This window comes from Maridesulfovibrio sp., assembly GCF_963677005.1.
Classification (GTDB): Bacteria; Desulfobacterota; Desulfovibrionia; order Desulfovibrionales; family Desulfovibrionaceae; genus Maridesulfovibrio.
The window spans coordinates 4,143,316-4,162,791 of record NZ_OY781616.1; the positions used below are offsets into that span (position 1 = coordinate 4,143,316).

Sequence of the window (19,476 nt, forward strand, 5' to 3'; positions counted from 1 at the left end):
ATTGACATATCTTTTTATACAGCCGCAGCAAGGAAGATTGATTTATGATCAGATTTTTGACTAATCTTCCTGAGAAATTCCCCAGCTTTGTCTGGGGGTACATGAATAAAAAAATGTTTATCGTTGTCTCCGGATATATAAATTGTCAGTTATAAAATCAGTTAACTTGATTGTGTAACATGTCTTCAACCATGCCTTTAATTCCATTTAATTGTGTGGCTTTTTTGTTGTAAAAATCACTGCCGGTATATCCCCACCAATCCCAGCAGCCTGATGGATTAACTTTTGAGGATTTATTTTGAGGGAAAAGCAAAATGAGATTATTACGTTCGGCATATTTTAAGAAGCCTGAGTATTGAATGAAATCTTCGCCAACAAATTCTTTGCCCTGTTTGCAGCCATGTAATACGATGTGCAAACTACAATTGCCAGATAAACACTGCTTGGGAACATACACATAACCAAAATCATCAAATGAATTAGAATTAGAGTATTTTTTTTGATCAAACCGATACAAGTTGTTCATGTTAGGCTTTCCAGATTTAACATCACCATAAATCGTGGATAAAATTATTTTAGCAGAATCAATCCCGCATTTATATAAAAAAGGAGAACCAATTTTCCCACATTGTAGTGGGCCTTGTAGAGTGCTCATCCCATGTTTCATGCCGTCTATTTTTATGATTGATATGTTACTTCTGTCACAAAAGTGTTCATAATATCTTTTTGTGTATTGCGACGATTTGGGGTTTACTACATTATCATCAGAACCATAAATTATTACTATTTTGTCCTGTTTTAAATGGCAAGTGTTATCGATGAGACCTTTATTTGCTAACTTCTTAGTTAACTGCAATGATTTTGTATATCTATCCTCAAGCTGTTTGCCCGGCATACAGTATTTTAGAGCCCCATCTAAACCATCTTGGGCACACCCATAAAAACCTCCTGAAACAACGCCTACACCTGAAAAAATTTTTGAAAATACTATTTGCAATTGCTCGGCCATATATGCCCCCGCCGATATTCCTGACACACTTATTTTTTTTTGATTTATGCTCAATTGATTTAGGTCAATGGTGTTTTGGGCGTATGTTGGAAAAGATTGAAAAAGAAAAAAGATAAATATAATTATCCCTACTTTGTATTTACACTTATTTTCCATTTTTTCCCATCCTTTAACGTATTCTTTCCATGTTGTTGATGCAAAAGATAAGTACAGCACTCTAAGCCCATATGCAACCCATAAAATTACTGGTAAAAATATTAAAATAAAGAAAAATAACCCATATGGCCAATGGCATTTTGCAATCATCAACATATAAACAAGCATAATTGCATACATTGCTATAAAAATTCCCGGCACAACTTCTGGAGCAAATATTTTTTTTTTCGTCAAAAGCGGATGATTTGACCAAGCTTTTTCCCATCCCCCTTGTGTGCTTGGTTCCAACATGCAGGCAATATATGTTCTCATTCTGACAATACCTTCAAGATTCCATGCCAAAGCATAACAAATGGGGATTATAGAGAGCATTCCTGGGATAACGATAAACCATCCTTTTAATTCATTTGCTAAAGCACAAACTCCTGTCAATATTATCATGCTAGTGATCCAAAAATAATTTGTGTCGCGAATTCGTGCTAATGTAAGATCGTTAAGATACTTATATTCATTTTGCGCAGCTTCTTTAGAAATTTTCATATCATCTCCTTCCTTTTTATATTGGAATAACTAGCGAATAGCCTAATTTGTCATAGTACTGTTAAAAATGATATTAAAATTGCCATATCGTTACAAGACATTATCCTTCTGCAAATTTAATCTCTCCATATTTACCACTGTCGTTGCCAAAATATCTTCAAAGCAACGCCTTATGTTCGCGCAGAACGACTCTACGTGGTGGCTCCAGTATTAAATGGATTTTCGGATTTTCCTTTAGTGGAGACGGACATTGATTTGCTCAGAGTCGATTCTTGTGTGGCGCGTTCGCGCTATAGGTAGTTTTTTTCCAGTAAACTGAAAGGCGGATTTACTTTGGTTCAGGGTGTTACCTCGAATTTCAACAGGCTGGATTCAAAATAAATTAATCATTCTAGTGCTTAGCGCGAACAGGGAGATGTCCGTTTTGTTGATGTTCGCGGCAAATGAAAGAACAAAAGCAAGGGGATGGCCGAAGCATTCGGGGGCATGAGTATTAACCAGAGCAATGACTTCTGTGCCCTGACAAGCTGTAGTTTCAGCCGCCACCCATCATTTTCATTAAATTCCAGCCTATTAAAAAGCAAAAAGCCGCAATCACATGATTGCGGCTTTTCATTTGCAGGGTGGTGCCGAAGAGAAGACTCGAACTTCCACGGGGGAACCCCCACTAGACCCTGAACCTAGCGTGTCTACCAATTCCACCACTTCGGCACAGCGAGATTCTGTATAGGTATGTGTCGTTTGTTTTGCAAGCTTTTTTTTGATTAAATCGTAAATAAATTCTTGAAACCGCTGCGCAGTCGTCAAAAATGCCGCCAATCCGTGACGTCCGGCGAGGTCAGTGCCGGAGTATGAAAAATGCTTTGATATTGTGGAGGATCGGCTGTCCTGATATAAAGGGAAAAATTGTATAAAAAATGGAGATCATATGGACCCGTCCGCTCTCATTCCGGAGGCCATAGGCATATCTGTGCCCCCTGTATGGCCGGTTGTCTTGTCGATAATAACGCTTTCCGTCCACCTGCTGCTCATGAATGCCGTTTTCGGTGGAACAGTCATCGTCTTTGTCCATTCCCTGTCCGGGGGCAGCGCTGTTTCACGCAGCATGTCCCGCAGGCTGCCGACCCTGCTGGCACTGGCAATAAACGCCGGAGTCCCTCCGTTGCTTTTTCTGCAGGCCGTCTACGGGCAGTTCAGCTATGTTTCCTCCATTCTGATGGCCGTATTCTGGCTGGCGGTTATTGCCGCGCTGATGATCGGATACTACGGCCTGTATTACCATAATTTCAGATACGAAAGGCTCGGTGTTTCCGGGCGCAGGCTGGTAATGACTGTCGTGCTCTGCCTTATCGTCTACACCGGGTTCATGTTCTCCAATAAAATGACCCTGATGCTGCGTCCTGAGGTCTGGAGCGGATATTTCAGCGATCCGGACGGATATCTTCTGAACCTGCATGATCCGGTTCTTATCCCCAGATTTATGCATTTTGCGGTTTCGGCACTGGCCGTGGGCGGACTTACGGTAGCTTTTTTCGGTCGGCGCAAAGGCGATAATGATTCCGTGGACACGGGAATGAAGTGGTTCCGTCGCTCCACGCTGGCGAATGTTCTCATGGGAGTCTGGTTTCTCATGTCGCTTCCGAAGGATGTTATGCTCATCTTTATGGGTAGGAACATGGCTGCAACCGTATTGTTCTGTGCCGGGCTGGTTCTGCTGCTTGCCATGCTCCATGCCGCCTTTACCCGCAATGTGACTTTCGCGGCAGTGGCCACGGTGCTCATTGTTCCGGTAATGGCCACCATGCGCCACCTTGTGCGTCAGAAATATCTGTCCCCGTATTTCTCTCTTGATACGGCCCCTGTTTCCGGGCAATGGCAGCCGTTTCTGCTGTTTGTGATTTCACTTGCTGTAGGAAGTCTGTGTGTTGCATACATGCTGCGCCTCATGTCCAGGGCTGAAAGGAGTTAACCATGGAATATCCAATCTGGCACCTGACTACTTTCGGCGGAGGATTCTGGATAGCGGCTGTAGCAACGCTGCATGTCTTCGTGGCCCAGTTTGCGGTCGGCGGCGGGCTGTTTCTGGTTGTTGCGGAAAAGATGGCCGCAAGAACCGGATCGGCGGAACTTCTCGACTACGTGAAAAAACATTCCCGGTTCTTCATGCTGCTGACCATGGTTTTCGGCGGAGTTTCCGGGGTTGCACTCTGGTTCACCATGGCGCTGCTCAGTCCGCAGGGAACCATTGTGCTGGTGCGCGAATTCCTTTTTGCCTGGGCAACGGAATGGGTCTGGTTTGTGGGCGAGATAGTGGCCCTGCTTATCTACTATTATTACTGGGACCGCATGAAGAGGGAGGACCACGTCAAAATCGGCTGGTTCTATTTCCTCTTCGCCTGGCTTTCCCTTTTTACCATCAACGGCGTTATTTCCTTCATGCTCACCCCCGGCAACTGGGTTGAGACAAGGGATTTCTGGGACGCGGTATTCAACCCCACATTCTGGCCATCCTTGTTTTTCCGTTCCGCCCTCTGCGCCATGCTGGCAGGTCTGTTCGGATTCGTGACCGCGGCCCTGCTCAAGGGCGATGAGATTCGCTGTCTCATGATCCGTTTCTGCGGATTGTGGACTCTTGGCGGACTGCTGCTGGTTCTGCCTCTGGGTTACTGGTATCTGGTCGCGCTTCCCCCGGATCAGGCCATGCTGGTCATGTACAAGTCGTACCGGGTGGCTTTTTTTATGAAGGTTTTCATGTACACGGCTCCGCTGATACTTGCCGGAGGATTGTTCATGGCCGTGTGTTCACCGCGCAGGGTAAATTTTCCTTCGGCCATGCTTTTGCTCTGTCTGGCTCTTGTTTTTTACGGTTCATTCGAATTCATGCGTGAGGCCGGCAGGAAGCCGTACGTGGTCTGGAAGGAAGTCTATTCCACTAACATTACCGTGAAACAGGCCCGTGAATTTGCCGGAAAACCCATTTTGCAGAATGCGAAGTGGGTTCCGGAAAATCTGCGCGAAGTAACGGACGAAAATATGCTGCAGGCCGGTTCATGGCTCTACCAGATGCAGTGTGCTCCCTGCCATTCCATTAACGGCCCTATGAACGACATCGTGCCCCGCACCGCCAAATACACGGCTGCCGGTATTGATGCCTTTATCTCCGGCATGGGCAGGATCAATAAGTACATGCCCGAATTCATAGGAGTTCCGGCGGAAAGAAAGGCTCTGGCACAATATATATATTCCTTGGGACCGAAACATGATCCCGCATCCTCGGAACCTGTGGAGGCTGACATTGCTCCGGGGCCGTTCAAGAATGATCAGGAATACTCGTTGATGGCCTGGCCGTTGGAAGGACTGCACCTCGCGGTTGAAAAGGACGGCACTCTGCTGTTGTCTGAAAAACGCGCTGCCGTTCGCGCCCAGCTGATCCTGCGCGGTGATCCGCCAGAAGTTGTGAGCGAGGATGTAAAACTTGTCTGCGTGCCGGGCTGGCAGAACAAGACTTATGATCTCAAGGCGGCCGAGGGCTTTTTCCAGTCTCCGGAAATTGAAGTTAATCCAGTCACCACTGACGGATACCAGCCTCTTCCTTCTGTACAGGTCAAGGCGCTGGACAAGTCGGGTAAGGTACTGGCCGAGACCACAATCGTTCTGCCCGTATCCACCCGTCCCGGCTGTAATAACTGCCACGGGGGGAACTGGGCTGATGACGGTCAGGGCGGTCTGGCTGAATCTACGGTCATGGATATTGTTTCCCTGCATGACCGCGACAATCATACCGATTTTAAATCCCTTATAAATGAAGGGCAGGGTATAGACTGCCTGCGCTGCCACGATGGTTACATCCAGCTTGAGGCTTCTGCAGCCCTGCATGGGTTTCATGCGGTGTATCTTTCCGGGCATGGCAATGATGCCTGTATGATGTGCCATCCTCAGGACAGCCTGCGTGGTCTGCATCTGGATGTGGGCATGGAATGCGTAAACTGCCACGGAGCCATGGAAGATCATTCACTCGCTTTGCTCAAGGCGGAAGCGGACATGCCCGCCGCAAAGCGGTTGATGTCCCTCATTATGCCCACTGAATTGGACGTTGCTGAAATCAACGCGCGCAAACCGTGGGTGCAGGAACCGGACTGCCTGACCTGCCATGCTGAATTCGGTCCGCCCGAGACGGATTCGGCGTTCAACAAATGGACCGAAAACAGGGGAGGATTATTCCGTAACCGCAAGGACGAAATGGGCGCAGTCATGTGTGCGGCCTGCCACAATGCGCCGCATGCAATATTCCCTGCCGCGGACGAGCGCGACAACCTGCGCGCGTTGCAGTACATGGGTGAGGCGCAACCCATCGGGGCCGGTGGAACCTGTACTGTGTGCCATGAAGAAGATATGGGCTACCCGGCTCACCATCCCGGTATGGGGTTGGAGTAGCCGACCGGATAAAGTCGTATCTGCCTGAATAAACGAAAGCCCCCTCCCGAACATTATTTCGGAAGGGGGCTGCTTTTTTATCTAAGGAATTTAGATTACGCGCGCTTGAGCAGCGGGCGTTCGTTCTTGGAATTGTTGTTCACCGCATGCATAACGTTGTCAAAGTCTCCGGCAGGCACGGTAAAGGTGGACTGACGGCCCTGAATGTTCACATGCTGGATGCGCATGGGGCTGATGCGTGCACGGCGGCAGATCATGTCCACGAGTTTGCGCGGGGTCATGCCGTGGGCACGGCCTACAAACGCGGTCAGGCGGACACGTCCGCGTGAAGGCTTGGTGCACTCGTCGATTACACGGTAGCTGCGTTTATCCAGAACGCTGCCCTGTGAATGCTTGAGCAGTGCGGCAACCACTTCAACCGGATCACAGCCCTCGAGCAGTTCGTTGGCCAGATCAAGGTAGGAGAGGTGTTTTCCGCTGTTGACGATATCACTCAGCTCGGCTCCCATGCAGTTTTTCTTGACCTCTATCACTTCATCGATAGTGGGCAGGGGCTGCTTTTTGACCTGCATTTTAGTGATCTTGGTTATGTAGCGCAGCTTGCCAAATTCGCGGGGAGTGATGATGGTAACGGCAACACCGCTTTTGCCTGCACGGCCGGTGCGGCCTACACGGTGCACGTAGCTTTGCGGGTCCTGCGGCAGGGCGAAGTTGACCACATGGGTCAGGTCCGGCACGTCAATGCCGCGTGCGGCAACGTCGGTGGCCACTAGAATTTTGCATTTGCGTTTGCGGAAGCGCATGAGAATGTCTTCGCGGCGGGACTGTGACAGATCGCCGTGAATGGGTTCCGCCGGGTAACCGCGTTCAGCCAGAATACCGGAGATCTGATCGGCGTCCGCACGGGTGCGGCAGAAGACCAGTCCGTAAAATTCTCTCTGGGCATCAATGACCCGGCAAAGAGCTTCAAGGCGATCCCTGTCGCCCACTTCATGAAAAATCTGTTCGGTAAGCGGAATTTCGTTTTTTTCCGGCTTCACGGAAACGACTTCGTAGTCGCCCATGAATTTTTTGGCGATATTCATGACTTCGCGGGGCATGGTGGCCGAGAAGAGCAGGGTGCGGTGATCTTCGCCGGCGTTTTCCATGATATCCGAGACATCATCGAGGAAGCCCATGTTGCACATTTCATCAGCTTCATCGAGAACGAAGTGGGAAACGTTGGAAAGGTCCAGCGTTTTGCGGCGGATGTGGTCCAGAACACGGCCGGGGGTACCGACCACAATGTCCGCACCGCGTTTGAGGGCCTTGAGCTGGGGCAGCATGGCCTGTCCGCCGTAGACAGTGGCTACGAAAATCTTGCGGCGTCCTCTGAATGAAATTATTTCATCGGCAACCTGCAGTGCGAGTTCGCGGGTGGGGGTCAGGATGATGGCCTGAACGTGTCCGGCTCCTTCGCGTACGCTTTCGATGATGGGCAGCCCGAAAGCTGCGGTCTTTCCTGTTCCGGTCTGGGCCTGGCCCACGATGTCCTTCTCTCCGGAAAGGAGCATGGGAATGGTTTTTTCCTGGATGGGAGTGGGGGCTTCAAAACCTTTTTTTGCAAGGGCTTCGATGACAGAATCCGACAGACCTAAATTTCTGAATTTTTCCATATTGATATTTCTATTTATTGTTGGATGTGTGGATACAAAATATGTATTGATAAAAGGGCAAAAAACAATGGCCGGAACCCTGTTCTCAGCAGGTCCGGAGTTTTTATCCCGTATATCCGGCAGCGGCCGGGCTGGCTTGGTTTTCGTAAAGCTGTCTTCACTCTTCAAGAATGCGGCAACAGCAACACGGAACGCTTTCTTTCAAGCGGTCCGGCGTAAGATTCCGGCAGGTCGGAATTTCGGGGTGACAACAAATCAAAAGCCACCCCGCACATAAAAGAGGAGGGCTTTTCGTACCGTAGCTGGCGTGTCCGGTAATGTTTGGGGGGACCGTCCGGTCATCTCGATCTACTGATAGGCGGGAAACGCAAAGGCAGATCGTACTTTCCCTGAAACAGCAGGATTCTTTTCCTGCATAACTGGTCCCGGATTCAAGATGAGGTCTCAGGGGAATCGTCACAATAAGGACGGAGTACGATACTGGTACACTGCCCTTGGTACAAACATTGAGCTCTTGGCTCAAAACGACCGGATTTGGACGGACGCAACGAGCCATAAGCATTGAAACACAGTCCGGTCAAGGTTTTTCTTTGCCCGCGCATTGAAAAAGGTTGAGGTCAGGCTTATGATGTCCGGTCCGTTTTTTAGGCTGTGACCGGGGTCGCAGGCTGCCCGGCCATGGTGTGTTTCATGAGAAAAGTCTTGTCACCGCATGGCTTTTGCCCTGATTATGTGTCCGGTGGCAGGTGGTCGATCTGCTCATTCTGAAACTTACGAATCCTGTTTCCGTTCGGAACAGCGGACGGAATATATGCAATGAATGATTTAGACGCTCTTATTTCATATGACCCTTACGATGTCTGGGCCACGCCGCTGTTCGGCAGGCTGAAAATGGACTACAACAACGGCAGGCTCGCAAGCCGTCCGCTGCTGGCCTGCTGTTACCTTGCCGATTATGCTTTTCCGCAGATTGTGCGCAGTATTTTGAAGTGTCCGCAGACGCTTTCGCCTCATGTGCTGGCCATGCATGCGCTTATGGAGAATGACCGCATGAGCACGGCGGAGAGGTCGGCGGTGCTGGACCGGTTTGCTTCCATGAACGTGCTGGATTCAGGTTTCGGATGGGGGCTCCCTTTCCGGTGGTACTCCAAGCACGCCGTGTACAGCGACAGGATTCCCTACATCACCCACACTCCTTATGTGATGGAGGCTCTGCTTGAGCTTGCCGCCGATGATCATATTGCGGAGCGGGCCATGGACATGTTCCGGGGCACCTGGGAACTTGTTTCCGCATTGCGGGTAATGGCTGAGGGGAACGGCGCAACGGCCCTGTCCTATTCTCCGGTAGAGGAGGGACGCATCGTCAACAACGCCCAGTCCTATGCGGCTTTTGCCTGTGCCCTGCACGCGGTGCACGGTGACCCGAATCTCCGGGGGGAAGCAGTCGATCTCTGCCTTCGGCTCGTTAACTGGATATTGCGTGAGCAGCGTCCGGACGGTAGCTGGCTGTATTACGCCGATGAGGCTCCGGGTAATTTCATGGATTGTTTTCATACCTGCTTCATCATTAAAAATGTGAGCAAGGTTATGAGTCTTGTGCCGGAAATATCCGAAACGGCTGCCGGGTCCATGCGCAAGGCGATCGATTTTCTGGATGCCCGTTTTCTGGACCGTAAAAGAAATCTCTGCCGGAGATTCGTGCACAGGGTCCGTCACGATCCCTACCGCTGGGATATTTATGATCAGGCCGAATATCTGGGGGTGCTGATTGATCAGGGGCGTCTGGATGAAGCTGCAGGATTCAGGGAAAATTCAAGACGTATTTTTTCGAATGGAAATGACTGGTGGTGCCGTATCGACTGGTTCGGGCGCCGCTGGGGCTGGAATTTTCTGCGCTGGGGAATCATGCCCTTCAAATATCACAGTGCCCGGCTGGACAGGGTTATTCGGAGTGGGGAGTAACGTATGTGCGGTATTATCGGCAGAATTTTGTTAAATGACGGTTCCGGGGGCGGGGCATCCGGTCACGGCGTGGCTGCGGCTCTGGACCTGATCGGACATCGGGGGCCGGACGGCCGGGGCTGCGAAAGTCTTCAGGTCTGCGGAAATGAGGTGGAGTTCGGCCATACACGTCTTTCCATACTCGATCTTTCCCCGGCCGGTGCGCAGCCCATGTTCAGCCGCGACCGGCGCTGGCTGCTGACCTTTAACGGCGAAATCTACAATCATCTTTCCATTCGTGGAGGATTGGAAGGGCCGTTCCGGGGAACTTCGGATACTGAAACGCTGGTTGAATCCCTGGCCGCTGTCGGGCTTGGGCGTACTCTGGAGCTGCTGAACGGAATGTTCGCCTTCGCGGCTCTGGATACCGTGGACCGGAAACTCTACCTTGCGCGCGACCCCTACGGCATCAAACCCCTTTACTATACCGGTCACGAGACATTCTGTTTCGCCTCGGAAATAAAGGCTCTGCTGGCTGTTTCCGGGCTTGATCCGGCAATGGACATGCAGTCCCTGCAGACCTACCTTACCCTGCGTTTTGTCCCGTCTCCACAGACTCTGTACAAGGGGGTTGCAAAACTGCGGCCCGGACATGTGCTGGAACTCTCTCTGGATAACGGACGGATGAAATCCTATCGCTATGCCGGGGAGTCAAGGGAGGTTTTTGAGGGCTCAATTGCGGATGCGCGAAATGCGTATCGGGAGAGGCTCGCTCAGGCGGTGGAGGGGCAGCTTCTTTCCGATGTTCCGGTGGGAGTGCTTCTTTCCGGTGGAATCGATTCGGCTCTAGTGGCGGCCATGGCCGCAAGGCGGATGCCGGGGATTACCGGATTCACCGTCGGTTTTGAGCACAATGTGTCTGAATGCGAAATAGATGATGCCGCCGGCACTGCCGAAGTGCTTGGAATAAAGCACGAATACGTGCGTCTCGGTGAGCGGGAGCTGCTGGAGTGCGTGCAGTCTGTTGCTTCCTCGGTGGAGGAACCGCTGGGAACCACTTCCATGCTGGCCATGTGGCACCTTGCCGCGCTGGCCCGGCGTGATGTTACTGTGGTGCTTACCGGGCAGGGCAGTGATGAGCCGTGGGGCGGCTATCTGCTGTATCAGGCCGAATTGTTGCGCCGGATGATTCCTTTTCCGGGGCTTGCGGGCTGTTTTTCCGGGTTGGTAGGTCGTATTCCGGGACTGCCGGATGCAGTCTACCGGGGAGTGCGCATGGTCGGCATTCCCGATGAAGCGCTGCGGTTCTGCGAGGCCAGAGCCCTGTTCTCCGCTGATGAGCGCAGGGAACTGACCGGCAGGGAAGACAGCGGACACGCGGTGAGTGGCATCCGCTACTGGCTGGAGTCTCTGTCGGATATGAATATGGCCTCGGCAGAGAAGATGATGCGTGTGGATATGCACATGAACCTGCCGGACGATCTGCTGCTGTACGGCGACAAGATAACCATGGCCGTGGCCCTTGAAGCGCGTGTCCCGATGCTTGATCTGCGGCTGATGGATTTTGTGAATTCCCTGCCCCTTGAGTTCCGGGTCCGGCTGGGCCGCCGCAAGGTTGTGCACAGGGAAATGGCCCTTGAATTTCTGCCTTCGGAAATTGTGAACCGGCCGAAAAAAGGTTTCGGCATTCCCTTCGGTTCGCTGGCGCGTACCGGCTGGAAGGAATATCTGCATTCCGTACTTCTGGATGATGGTGCAGGGTATCTCTCGGTAGTGAACCGCAAGGGTGTGCAGCGAGTTTGGGACCGTCATCAGTGCGGCGCAAGGGACTGTTCGCGGCAACTCTTCTCCCTGATGATGCTGGCCTGCTGTTTTGACGGCATGCGGGGGTGAGGGGGCGGGATTTCTCTTTAGGAAAGTCATTTGTCTTAGAGGAACGGGTAACCCTGTTTTGTGCCTTGTCGTTTGTTCCGGCTAAAGAGTTCTTTCCGATTCACTGATGTTCTGAGGATTCTTACAACACTTAATAATATAGAGTATAGCTGTTTTCAAATCCCAATAAATAGTCTTGAATATCCAAAATGGCAGCAGCGGTATTTCTTTTAAGCATGTTTTCAACAGGGAAAATATTATATAGATAGGGTTCTTGTAGTGTCTGCGTATAAAATTTTTGTTCATATGCAATATGACACATGCTGAAGCTGTATAAGCTAAATATAATTCCATTGAAGTTATTTCTTTGTTGTTAAAGAAAGGATTTAAGTATGGTGTTAAATAAAATCTTACATAGTCTAGAAAAGATGCGATATTAAAGAATACCCATGGGAGCCCTAAAAAAGATCTCAAAAAATTAATTCTGGTTTTATTATATCCTGCTGTTTGATATTTTGGGGCAAAAAAATAGTATGTATATGAACAAAATGTAAAACAAATTAGAGTAATTAGCCTTTTAGGATTAATTTTAAAAAAAATTTCAGTTGGTATTAATGATGCTAACCAGTCACTGTTGAATAAGATTATCATAGATATTACCAGTAGTAATAAAAAGACATTTACTGCTCTGTAGACAATTTTTTGCCCTGCTTCCGTTTCTTTTAATTCCGGAGAGACACAAGTAGAATGTTTACCTGTCTGTACATTAACTCCCGTAGTGTTTGTTTCATGCCCGGCAAGAGCTGAAAAGGTGAATGTTTCAGGGCCTGATTTAATCATCTTTACCAGTTCCGCAGCATTTTCAGGACGACCAGCCTTATCCTTCGCCAACCCTGCAAACAAAGCCCTGTTTACATATTCCGGTACACCGGCAATAGGTTCCGGTTCTTCGTTCAGAATTTGCCAGCGCAGATCGCCGGTGGAAAAGGGCGGTTCTCCGGCCAGCATCTCGTATGCCACAGCCGCAAAAGCATAAATATCCGTCCATGGTCCGATCCCTTTACCGCGAATCTGCTCCGGGGCCATATAAGCCAGTGTCCCGGCGGAATCTCTGCCTGATACACGGGAAGCGGAATCGCGCATGACACGTGCAAGGCCGAAGTCGGCAATCTTGGGCTGGACGTTTTTGGTGATCAGAATGTTTAGCGGCTTCAAATCACGGTGAACCACCGCCGGATTCTTGCGGTGGGAATAATCGAGACCCTGGGCGATCTGTTCAAATATGGGCAGGGCTTCATCAATTGAAATTCTGCCCCCACGTTCCGCACGCAGATGAGAAAGGCTGCCGCCCTCCACATATTCCATGGTTACGAAAGCCTGTCCTTCCCATGTATCAAGGTTGTACAGCCTCACTATGTTTTCATGGGTAAGGTCGAGGGCTATGGAGGTTTCGCGTTTCAAATCGGCAATGGCGGTGGGGTCCATGGCAAGGGCTTGCGGAATGACCTTGAAAGCAACTTCGCGGTCCATGGTTCGGTCATGGGCAAGATATACAATGCCCATGCCTCCGCGCCCTATTTCGCGCAGTATCTTATATCTCCCGGCAACGGTCACGCCCGGAACAATCTGTTGTGCGACGTTCCCTTCCGGTCCTGCTGTCTGCATCCCTTCAAAGGTTTTCCCATCAAGGGAAGTTTTACATTCAGGGCATTCTCCGGTGCCCTCCGGCAGTTCGGTTCCGCAGTTCCAGCATTTAAACGACATAGTGATTCCTTCATATAACTAAACGTAAATATGACATGTTATTCTCAGTTGAACTGCATACATAAAATTTACGCAAAGAGGAAGGGGAAGAAGGGTGGGAACTAATCTGATTTACGGGTCGTTAACTATATGATTACGAGGTTTTATACGTAAGGATAAGTCGTTAAGCCCCGCCATTAAACAAATCCCCCGCATGTTTTCACGTGCGGGGGATTTTCGTCTATCAGGGTTTTGGTTTTTATTCGTTTTTCAGGTCGTCCACGATGCGCTGCATTTCCGCAATCTGTTCGGCCAATGATTCCAGAGCCTCGGCAAGTTCACGGGCACCGTGGGTTGTTTCCTCGGTTATCCGGTTGATTTCGTCTATAGCCCTGTTTATTTCTTCCGATGTTGCTGATTGTTCTTCTGCTGCCGTGGCTATGCTTTGTATCTGAATTGCGCTGGTTTCCGCTCCCTGCACTATTTCACCAAGCATGGAGCCTGAGTTTGCCGAGTGTTCGTTAGCCTCGGCAATGCGTTTGAAAACAGTCTCCATTGATGCGATATTTTCCGTGGCCACGCGTTGGATAGCCCCTATTGAAGCCGAAACTTCGCTGGTGGCGGTCATGGTCTTTTCCGCGAGTTTGCGTACTTCATCCGCAACCACCGCAAAGCCCCGTCCCGCTTCCCCTGCACGGGCGGCTTCTATGGCCGCGTTGAGCGCCAGCAGGTTGGTCTGGTCCGCAATATCGGTAATTGTGCTTATGATTGCGCCTGTTCCCTTGGCCTGCTGGTCAAGTTCTTCCATGGTCTTCTTGAGGTTGTCGATTTCCGAGACTGTCTGGGAAAGAGATTCCCTCGATTTTTCAACAACATTTGCACCTTCTTTTGCCTTTTCCTGAGACTCTATGCCGGCAGTGGATGCGTCCCCGGCATTTTTGGCTATTTCCAGCACGGTCACATTCATTTCTTCCATTGCCGTGGCCGTGGAGGATATTCTTTCGCTCTGAATTTCAGCGCCGTGCTGAAGCTCATTGGACTGAACAGACATCTTTTCCGAAGCTGAAACAACATGTTCAAGCACCTGCTGAACACGTTCCGCAGCCTGGGATAGACCTTCCTGCCGCGCCCTGTTGGCTCTTTCCCGCGCCTCTTCCGCTTCTGACGTGGCCTTGCGGGCTCTTTCGGATTCCTCTTCCGCCTTGCGTGTTTCCTCTTCCGCCTTATGGATGGTCTTTTTTAGCTCGCCTACCATGGCTTTCAGTGATTGAGCCATATGTCCGATTTCGTCCTTCTGCTCTATGTCCAGAACCGCATCAAGGTCGCCGTCGGCTACCGTTGCCGTGTACCCGGCTGTTTTGATGATCGGCTTTGAAATCAGGTTGGCAAGCAGCCAGAGTACTACGAGCAGTACAAGGATCGATACGCCGCTGCTCATCATACTGACCGTAGCTATGGCATCGGCCTGCGCCTTTACTTTATCCATGGGAATGACAACGGCCAGGCTCCATGGAAAATCTGTCTTGCCGACTTTAATGGGGGCGAAGGTCACGTACTCCATCGTCCCGGTAACCGGTGACGGGCCGACGTAGGAATATTTACTGCCGTTTTTGATAGCTTCGAGTATGCGCTCCTTATGTTCGCCCTGCAGTATTTCTGAAAGCTTTTTGGCCTGCTTGTCGGAATCCGGGTGGGCTACTATCATACCTTTGTTGGTTACAAGGAAACCATATCCAGTCTCAAAAGGTTTTATTTCAAGAACTTTCTGTTGAAGGTCGCTGAGGTAGAAATCAACTCCGACCACGCCGATGTTTTTTCCGTGTTTTTTTATGGGGTAGCCCGTTGATGAGAGCCAGAATGTTTTCCCGTCTACTTCCCAGGGGTAAGGTTCGGTTATGGTCTCCACATCACCGGCCATGGGGCTTTCAAACCATTCCTGACCGGTTATGTTTTCATCTCCGGCGAATGACGCAGCTATTTTCCCCTCGTTGCGGTAATACCAGTTGCGGTAAGCTCCTTTGTATTTGCCGCGATATTCATCTTCCCTGTCGTCAAAAGTATCTGGTGGAAAAGTACACCACGCCCCGGCAAGTCCCGGATGTTTTTCCAGGGTCTTTATCAGCACGGAATCAAGCAGCTCCCTGTCCGGAATGGTTTTGTAGTTGGCACTCTCTTCAAACATCGCTGCCAGGGTTCTGGTCACTGTCAGTGCCCTTCCAAGGGTGTCGGCAATCTCATTGCTGAACCCCAGGGCCTTGTCATCGGCCAGTTCTTCAGCCTGTCGGACGGCCAGATCACGGGACTGGCTTGTCATAATCCACGTGCTTGTCACCAGTATAAGCAGGACAATGCAAAATGTCGGGATTATGATCTTATTCTTCAGGCTCCAGTTTTTGAAATTCATTCCTCCCCCCGCTGAACAGATTGTTGGCTTGATAGTTATCCCTGTTGTGCATGACTTAATGAGAATCCCTATTAGGGTATTCTGTCTTATTTAAACCATAAAATTGGTAGCTTGTATAATTATTTTTTTGTTACAGGATGGTTAAGGGGGGATTTATGTAAGCGTGGCTGAATTGTTGTCTTTTCCGCGTATGGATCGTTTGGATGGAAGTCTGTGGGGCTACACCGAAGAAAGTGGCGGTGATAAAGGTTGGCGGTGTGTGAAAATGCAAAAAGCCGCAATCAGATGATTGCGGCTTTTAATTTGCAGGATGGTGCCGAAGAGAAGACTCGAACTTCCACGGGGGAACCCCCACTAGACCCTGAACCTAGCGTGTCTACCAATTCCACCACTTCGGCACGGCGAGAACCTGTATAGGTACATGCAGAATCTTTTGCAAGCTTTTTCTGCATAAAAATCGATTTTAAGTGAAATAACTTTTCTTTGGCGTAAAAAACTCGCCGCCCGGAATGCGAATCCCATGCGGGAACTCATTCCGGGCGGTTTTGACAGGTATATCTTTCGGTTGTTGGCTATTTTCTGAAATCAATAGGCACGTAATGCCTGGTGGTTTCCCCGGTGTAGATCTGTCTGGGGCGGTTGATTCTGGTTTTGGGGTTGGTGTAATCCTCGTACCAGTGGGCGATCCAGCCCGGCATTCTGCCTATGGCGAACATAACCGGGAACATGGATACCGGGATACCGAGAGCCCGCAGGATTATTCCAGAGTAGAAATCCACGTTGGGGTAGAGCTTTCTTTCCACGAAATAGTCGTCCGAAAGGGCTCGCTCCTCAAGTTTCATGGCAATTTCCAGCAGGTGGTCGCTGAATCCCTGCTCAAGCAGTTCGTGGGTTGCCTTCTTGAGGATTTTGGCGCGCGGATCGAAGCTTTTGTAAATGCGGTGGCCGAAGCCCATCAGTCTGCATTCCCTGTTCTTAACCTTTTCTATGTATTCATCAATGGTATAGTTTCCGTTGTATATGCTTTCAAGCATACTGATGACGGCAGCGTTTGCCCCTCCGTGCAGTCTGCCCCAAAGGGCGCATATGCCGGAAGATACGGATGCGAATATGTTGGCCTGTGTGGAACCTACCATACGCACGGTGGAGGTGGAGCAGTTCTGTTCGTGGTCCGCGTGCAGCTGGAAGATAAGGGAGAGAGCCTTGACCGCTTCCCTCGGCGGATCATACTGCTTGTAGGGGATGGAGAACATCATGTGCAGGAAGTTGTGGCAGTAGCTCAGATCGGGGTCCGGGTATACGAAAGGACGCCCTATTGATTTGCGGTATGAAAAGGCCGAAATGGTACGTACTTTTGATATGATTTTTCCCACGGCCAGGAAGAATTCCGACTTGTTGTTAATGTCGTAAAGGTCCGGATGATAGCTTCCGAGTGCGTTGATTACCGCGGAAAGTATGGCCATGGGCTGATTTTTGTGAGTCGGGAAGCCCTCGAAATGGTGGCGCAGGTCCTCGTGGATGAGTTCCTCTGCGGTAAGCAGGGCACTGAAGCGGGTCAGGTCCTCTTTTTTGGGCAGTTCGCCGAAGATGAGCAGCCATGCCGTTTCGGTGAAGGTTCCGTGTTCGGCCAGTTCTTCAATGGGGTATCCGCGGTAGCGCAGTATTCCGTTTTCGCCGTCTACAAATGTGATGTTACTGGTGCAGGAACCTGTGTTTGCGAAACCGGGATCGTAGGTGATCAGTCCGCTTTGCGCCCGGAGCTGGGTGACGTCAATGCCTGTCTCGCCTTCCGTGCCGGTGATCACGGGAAGTTCGTATTCTTTTCCGTCATATTTGAGAATTGCCGTCTTCTTGTCGCTCATGTGCTATAATCCTCCGGTTAATTGGTCTGTGCGCGCTATGGATGTGTGTTTCCTGGGCAGAATTCCGCGCGGAACTGTTCCGGGCCGGACGCAATTATTGCGTTGACCCGTAATGTGCGGTGTCCTGCGGTCCGGTTCCAAAGGTCCTGGTTCCTATAGGGAACCGGAAAGTTAAGCGGGCAGAATATGTGATTTTTGAACTGGAAGCAGCCCTTGTGACGGGCATGAAGAGTTTCCAGTGTAAAAGGTTGCACTGCTGAGTTGCTGGGAAAATACAGAATATGATTTCCCGATGTTGGTGTCAGCTTTACCCAAAATCCGGTAAAAAGTCCAGTGGGAGGGGGTGGACATAATTATATTAGACGTCGAATAAGCTGGTCGTAAAAGGCCTTTGTGATGCTATTAAGGTGAACTATGTTTCACGGATGGAATAACGGATGTCGTACTTGCGCATCCTGTTGTGAACAGTTCCCCGGCTTATTCCCAGTATTTCCGCGGCGCGGCTCTTGTTCCCCCCGGTCTGCTCAAGAGCTTTGATCAGTGCCCGTTTTTCATCCGGATCATTCGAAACCGCAGCAGGTATGAAATTTTCCGTGCATACGCATTCTCCGGCCGGACCGTTTCCGATATGCGGAGGCAGATGCACAGGCTGTATCGGGCCGTTATCCTTGACCACTGCAGCATATTCAAGCGCGCTTTTCAGTTCTCTGACATTGCCCGGCCAGTTGTAATCGGTGAGCATGCGCATGGTTTCCGGAGTGGGGCCTTCGCTGTTTGCCAGGTGTTTGTTGGTACTTATGAAATGTTCCACCAGCAGGGGGAGGTCCTCTTTGCGCTCCCTGAGCGGCGGAAGGTGCACAGGAATCACATTTATGCGGAAGAAAAAGTCCTCTCGGAACTGTTTTTCTTCCACCAGTGCGCGCAGATCCTGATTCGTGGCTGTAATGAGCCTTGCGTCCATGGAAAGGGGAATGCTTTCCCCGACCCTTTCAAAAGTTCTGGTTTCCAGAACCCGCAGCAGCTTGACCTGAATAGGCAGCGGGACATCTCCTATTTCATCCAGAAAGATGTCTCCGTCAGCGGCTTCCTCAAAGCGGCCTTTGCGGTGGCGGATTGCTCCGGTAAAGGCTCCTCTGACATGCCCGAAAAGTTCGCTTTCCAGCAGGGAGTCGTTCAAGGCGGCACAGTTCAGCTGAACGAACGGTCTGTCGTTGCGCGGCCCCAGTTCGTGAATGGCGCGGGCGGCCAGCTCCTTGCCGGTTCCGGATTCACCGTAGATTATGACCGGGGCATCGCTTCCGGCCGCTCTCTTCAGCAGGGAGTAAACCTTGCGCATGGGGGATGAATCTCCCACAAAACCGCAGAAACCTTCATCCCTATGGCGTATCTTCTGCGAAAGCTCCCTTATTTTAAGCTCCTTGCGGTCCAGTTCCGATATGTCGGTAAGTGTTTCAACCGCACCGAGTATCTGTCCGCTGTCGTCCCGGAGAAGGGATGCGTTTTTGATTACGTGCAGGTAGCTTCCGTCCTTGCGGATAATGTGGCAGTTTTTGAGGCTTTCCCTGCGTTTTTCGAACAACCCGCACCAGTGCTTGTCGGTCTGTTCCCTGACCCGTCTGCACGCATCGCAACCCAGCACGGAACAGGGCTTGTCGATGATGTCCTCCTTTGAAAAACCGGTCATGCGCAGCAGTGCATCGTTTACCAGCAGAACGGTTCCGTCGGGCCTGATTATCAGCAGCCCGTCGTTCATGGTGTTTATCACTTCCCGCAGATACAGATTTATTTCTTGTTCCGTCATGTCTTTGCTCAAAAAGTGTTCAAATTTAATCGTTGTGTTTAAGTGTTTGAACATATGTT

At 50.4% G+C, this 19,476-nt stretch carries 10 protein-coding genes and 2 tRNA genes; 4 read left to right on the forward strand and 8 right to left on the reverse strand.

What is annotated here, in order from left to right; all coding sequences use genetic code 11:
* Positions 1-157: 157 nt before the first annotated feature.
* Both ACKU4E_RS18325 and ACKU4E_RS18330 read right to left on the reverse strand, forming a co-directional pair.
* Positions 158-1,705 (reverse strand): PHB depolymerase family esterase, encoded by a 1,548-nt coding sequence (locus ACKU4E_RS18325; protein WP_320172508.1) that lies wholly within the window; start codon positions 1,703-1,705, stop codon positions 158-160.
* Positions 1,706-2,329: 624 nt separating this feature from the next.
* Positions 2,330-2,416 (reverse strand) — tRNA-Leu (locus ACKU4E_RS18330).
* Between the two features lie 217 nt (positions 2,417-2,633).
* On the opposite strand from ACKU4E_RS18330, the gene ACKU4E_RS18335 reads away from it, so the two are divergent.
* Complete coding sequence (locus tag ACKU4E_RS18335) at positions 2,634-3,674, forward strand: hypothetical protein (protein WP_320172509.1); 1,041 nt, start codon at positions 2,634-2,636, stop codon at positions 3,672-3,674.
* A gap of 2 nt (positions 3,675-3,676) precedes the next feature.
* Positions 3,677-6,139, forward strand: a complete 2,463-nt coding sequence (locus ACKU4E_RS18340) for a cytochrome ubiquinol oxidase subunit I (protein WP_320172510.1) — start codon at positions 3,677-3,679, stop codon at positions 6,137-6,139.
* Between the two features lie 95 nt (positions 6,140-6,234).
* On the opposite strand, the gene ACKU4E_RS18345 is transcribed toward ACKU4E_RS18340, so the two are convergent.
* Complete coding sequence (locus tag ACKU4E_RS18345; protein WP_320172511.1) at positions 6,235-7,794, reverse strand: DEAD/DEAH box helicase; 1,560 nt, start codon at positions 7,792-7,794, stop codon at positions 6,235-6,237.
* 816 nt (positions 7,795-8,610) lie between these two features.
* On the opposite strand from ACKU4E_RS18345, the gene ACKU4E_RS18350 reads away from it, so the two are divergent.
* Positions 8,611-9,756 (forward strand): hypothetical protein, encoded by a 1,146-nt coding sequence (locus tag ACKU4E_RS18350; protein WP_320172512.1) that lies wholly within the window; start codon positions 8,611-8,613, stop codon positions 9,754-9,756.
* Between the two features lie 3 nt (positions 9,757-9,759).
* A complete protein-coding gene (asnB, locus tag ACKU4E_RS18355) occupies positions 9,760-11,628 on the forward strand; it encodes an asparagine synthase (glutamine-hydrolyzing) (protein ID WP_320172513.1) in 1,869 nt (622 codons plus the stop codon).
* Between the two features lie 81 nt (positions 11,629-11,709).
* Here asnB and ACKU4E_RS18360 read toward each other — a convergent pair whose 3' ends face one another.
* The 5 genes from ACKU4E_RS18360 to ACKU4E_RS18380 form a co-directional block, all read right to left on the reverse strand.
* Positions 11,710-13,371: a serine/threonine-protein kinase gene (locus ACKU4E_RS18360; RefSeq protein ID WP_320172514.1), complete on the reverse strand. Its 1,662-nt coding sequence runs from the start codon at positions 13,369-13,371 to the stop codon at positions 11,710-11,712.
* 238 nt (positions 13,372-13,609) lie between these two features.
* On the reverse strand, positions 13,610-15,754 hold the full coding sequence (locus tag ACKU4E_RS18365) for a methyl-accepting chemotaxis protein (RefSeq protein WP_320172515.1): 2,145 nt from the start codon (positions 15,752-15,754) through the stop codon (positions 13,610-13,612).
* Positions 15,755-16,065: 311 nt separating this feature from the next.
* A tRNA-Leu gene (locus tag ACKU4E_RS18370) sits at positions 16,066-16,152 on the reverse strand.
* A 174-nt stretch (positions 16,153-16,326) separates the two neighbouring features.
* Entirely contained in the window at positions 16,327-17,616 is a 1,290-nt protein-coding gene (locus tag ACKU4E_RS18375; RefSeq protein ID WP_320172516.1) for a citrate synthase, read from the reverse strand.
* A gap of 412 nt (positions 17,617-18,028) precedes the next feature.
* Positions 18,029-19,417, reverse strand: coding sequence for a sigma 54-interacting transcriptional regulator (locus ACKU4E_RS18380; protein WP_320172517.1), 1,389 nt, complete (start codon positions 19,415-19,417; stop codon positions 18,029-18,031).
* Positions 19,418-19,476: the final 59 nt, after the last annotated feature.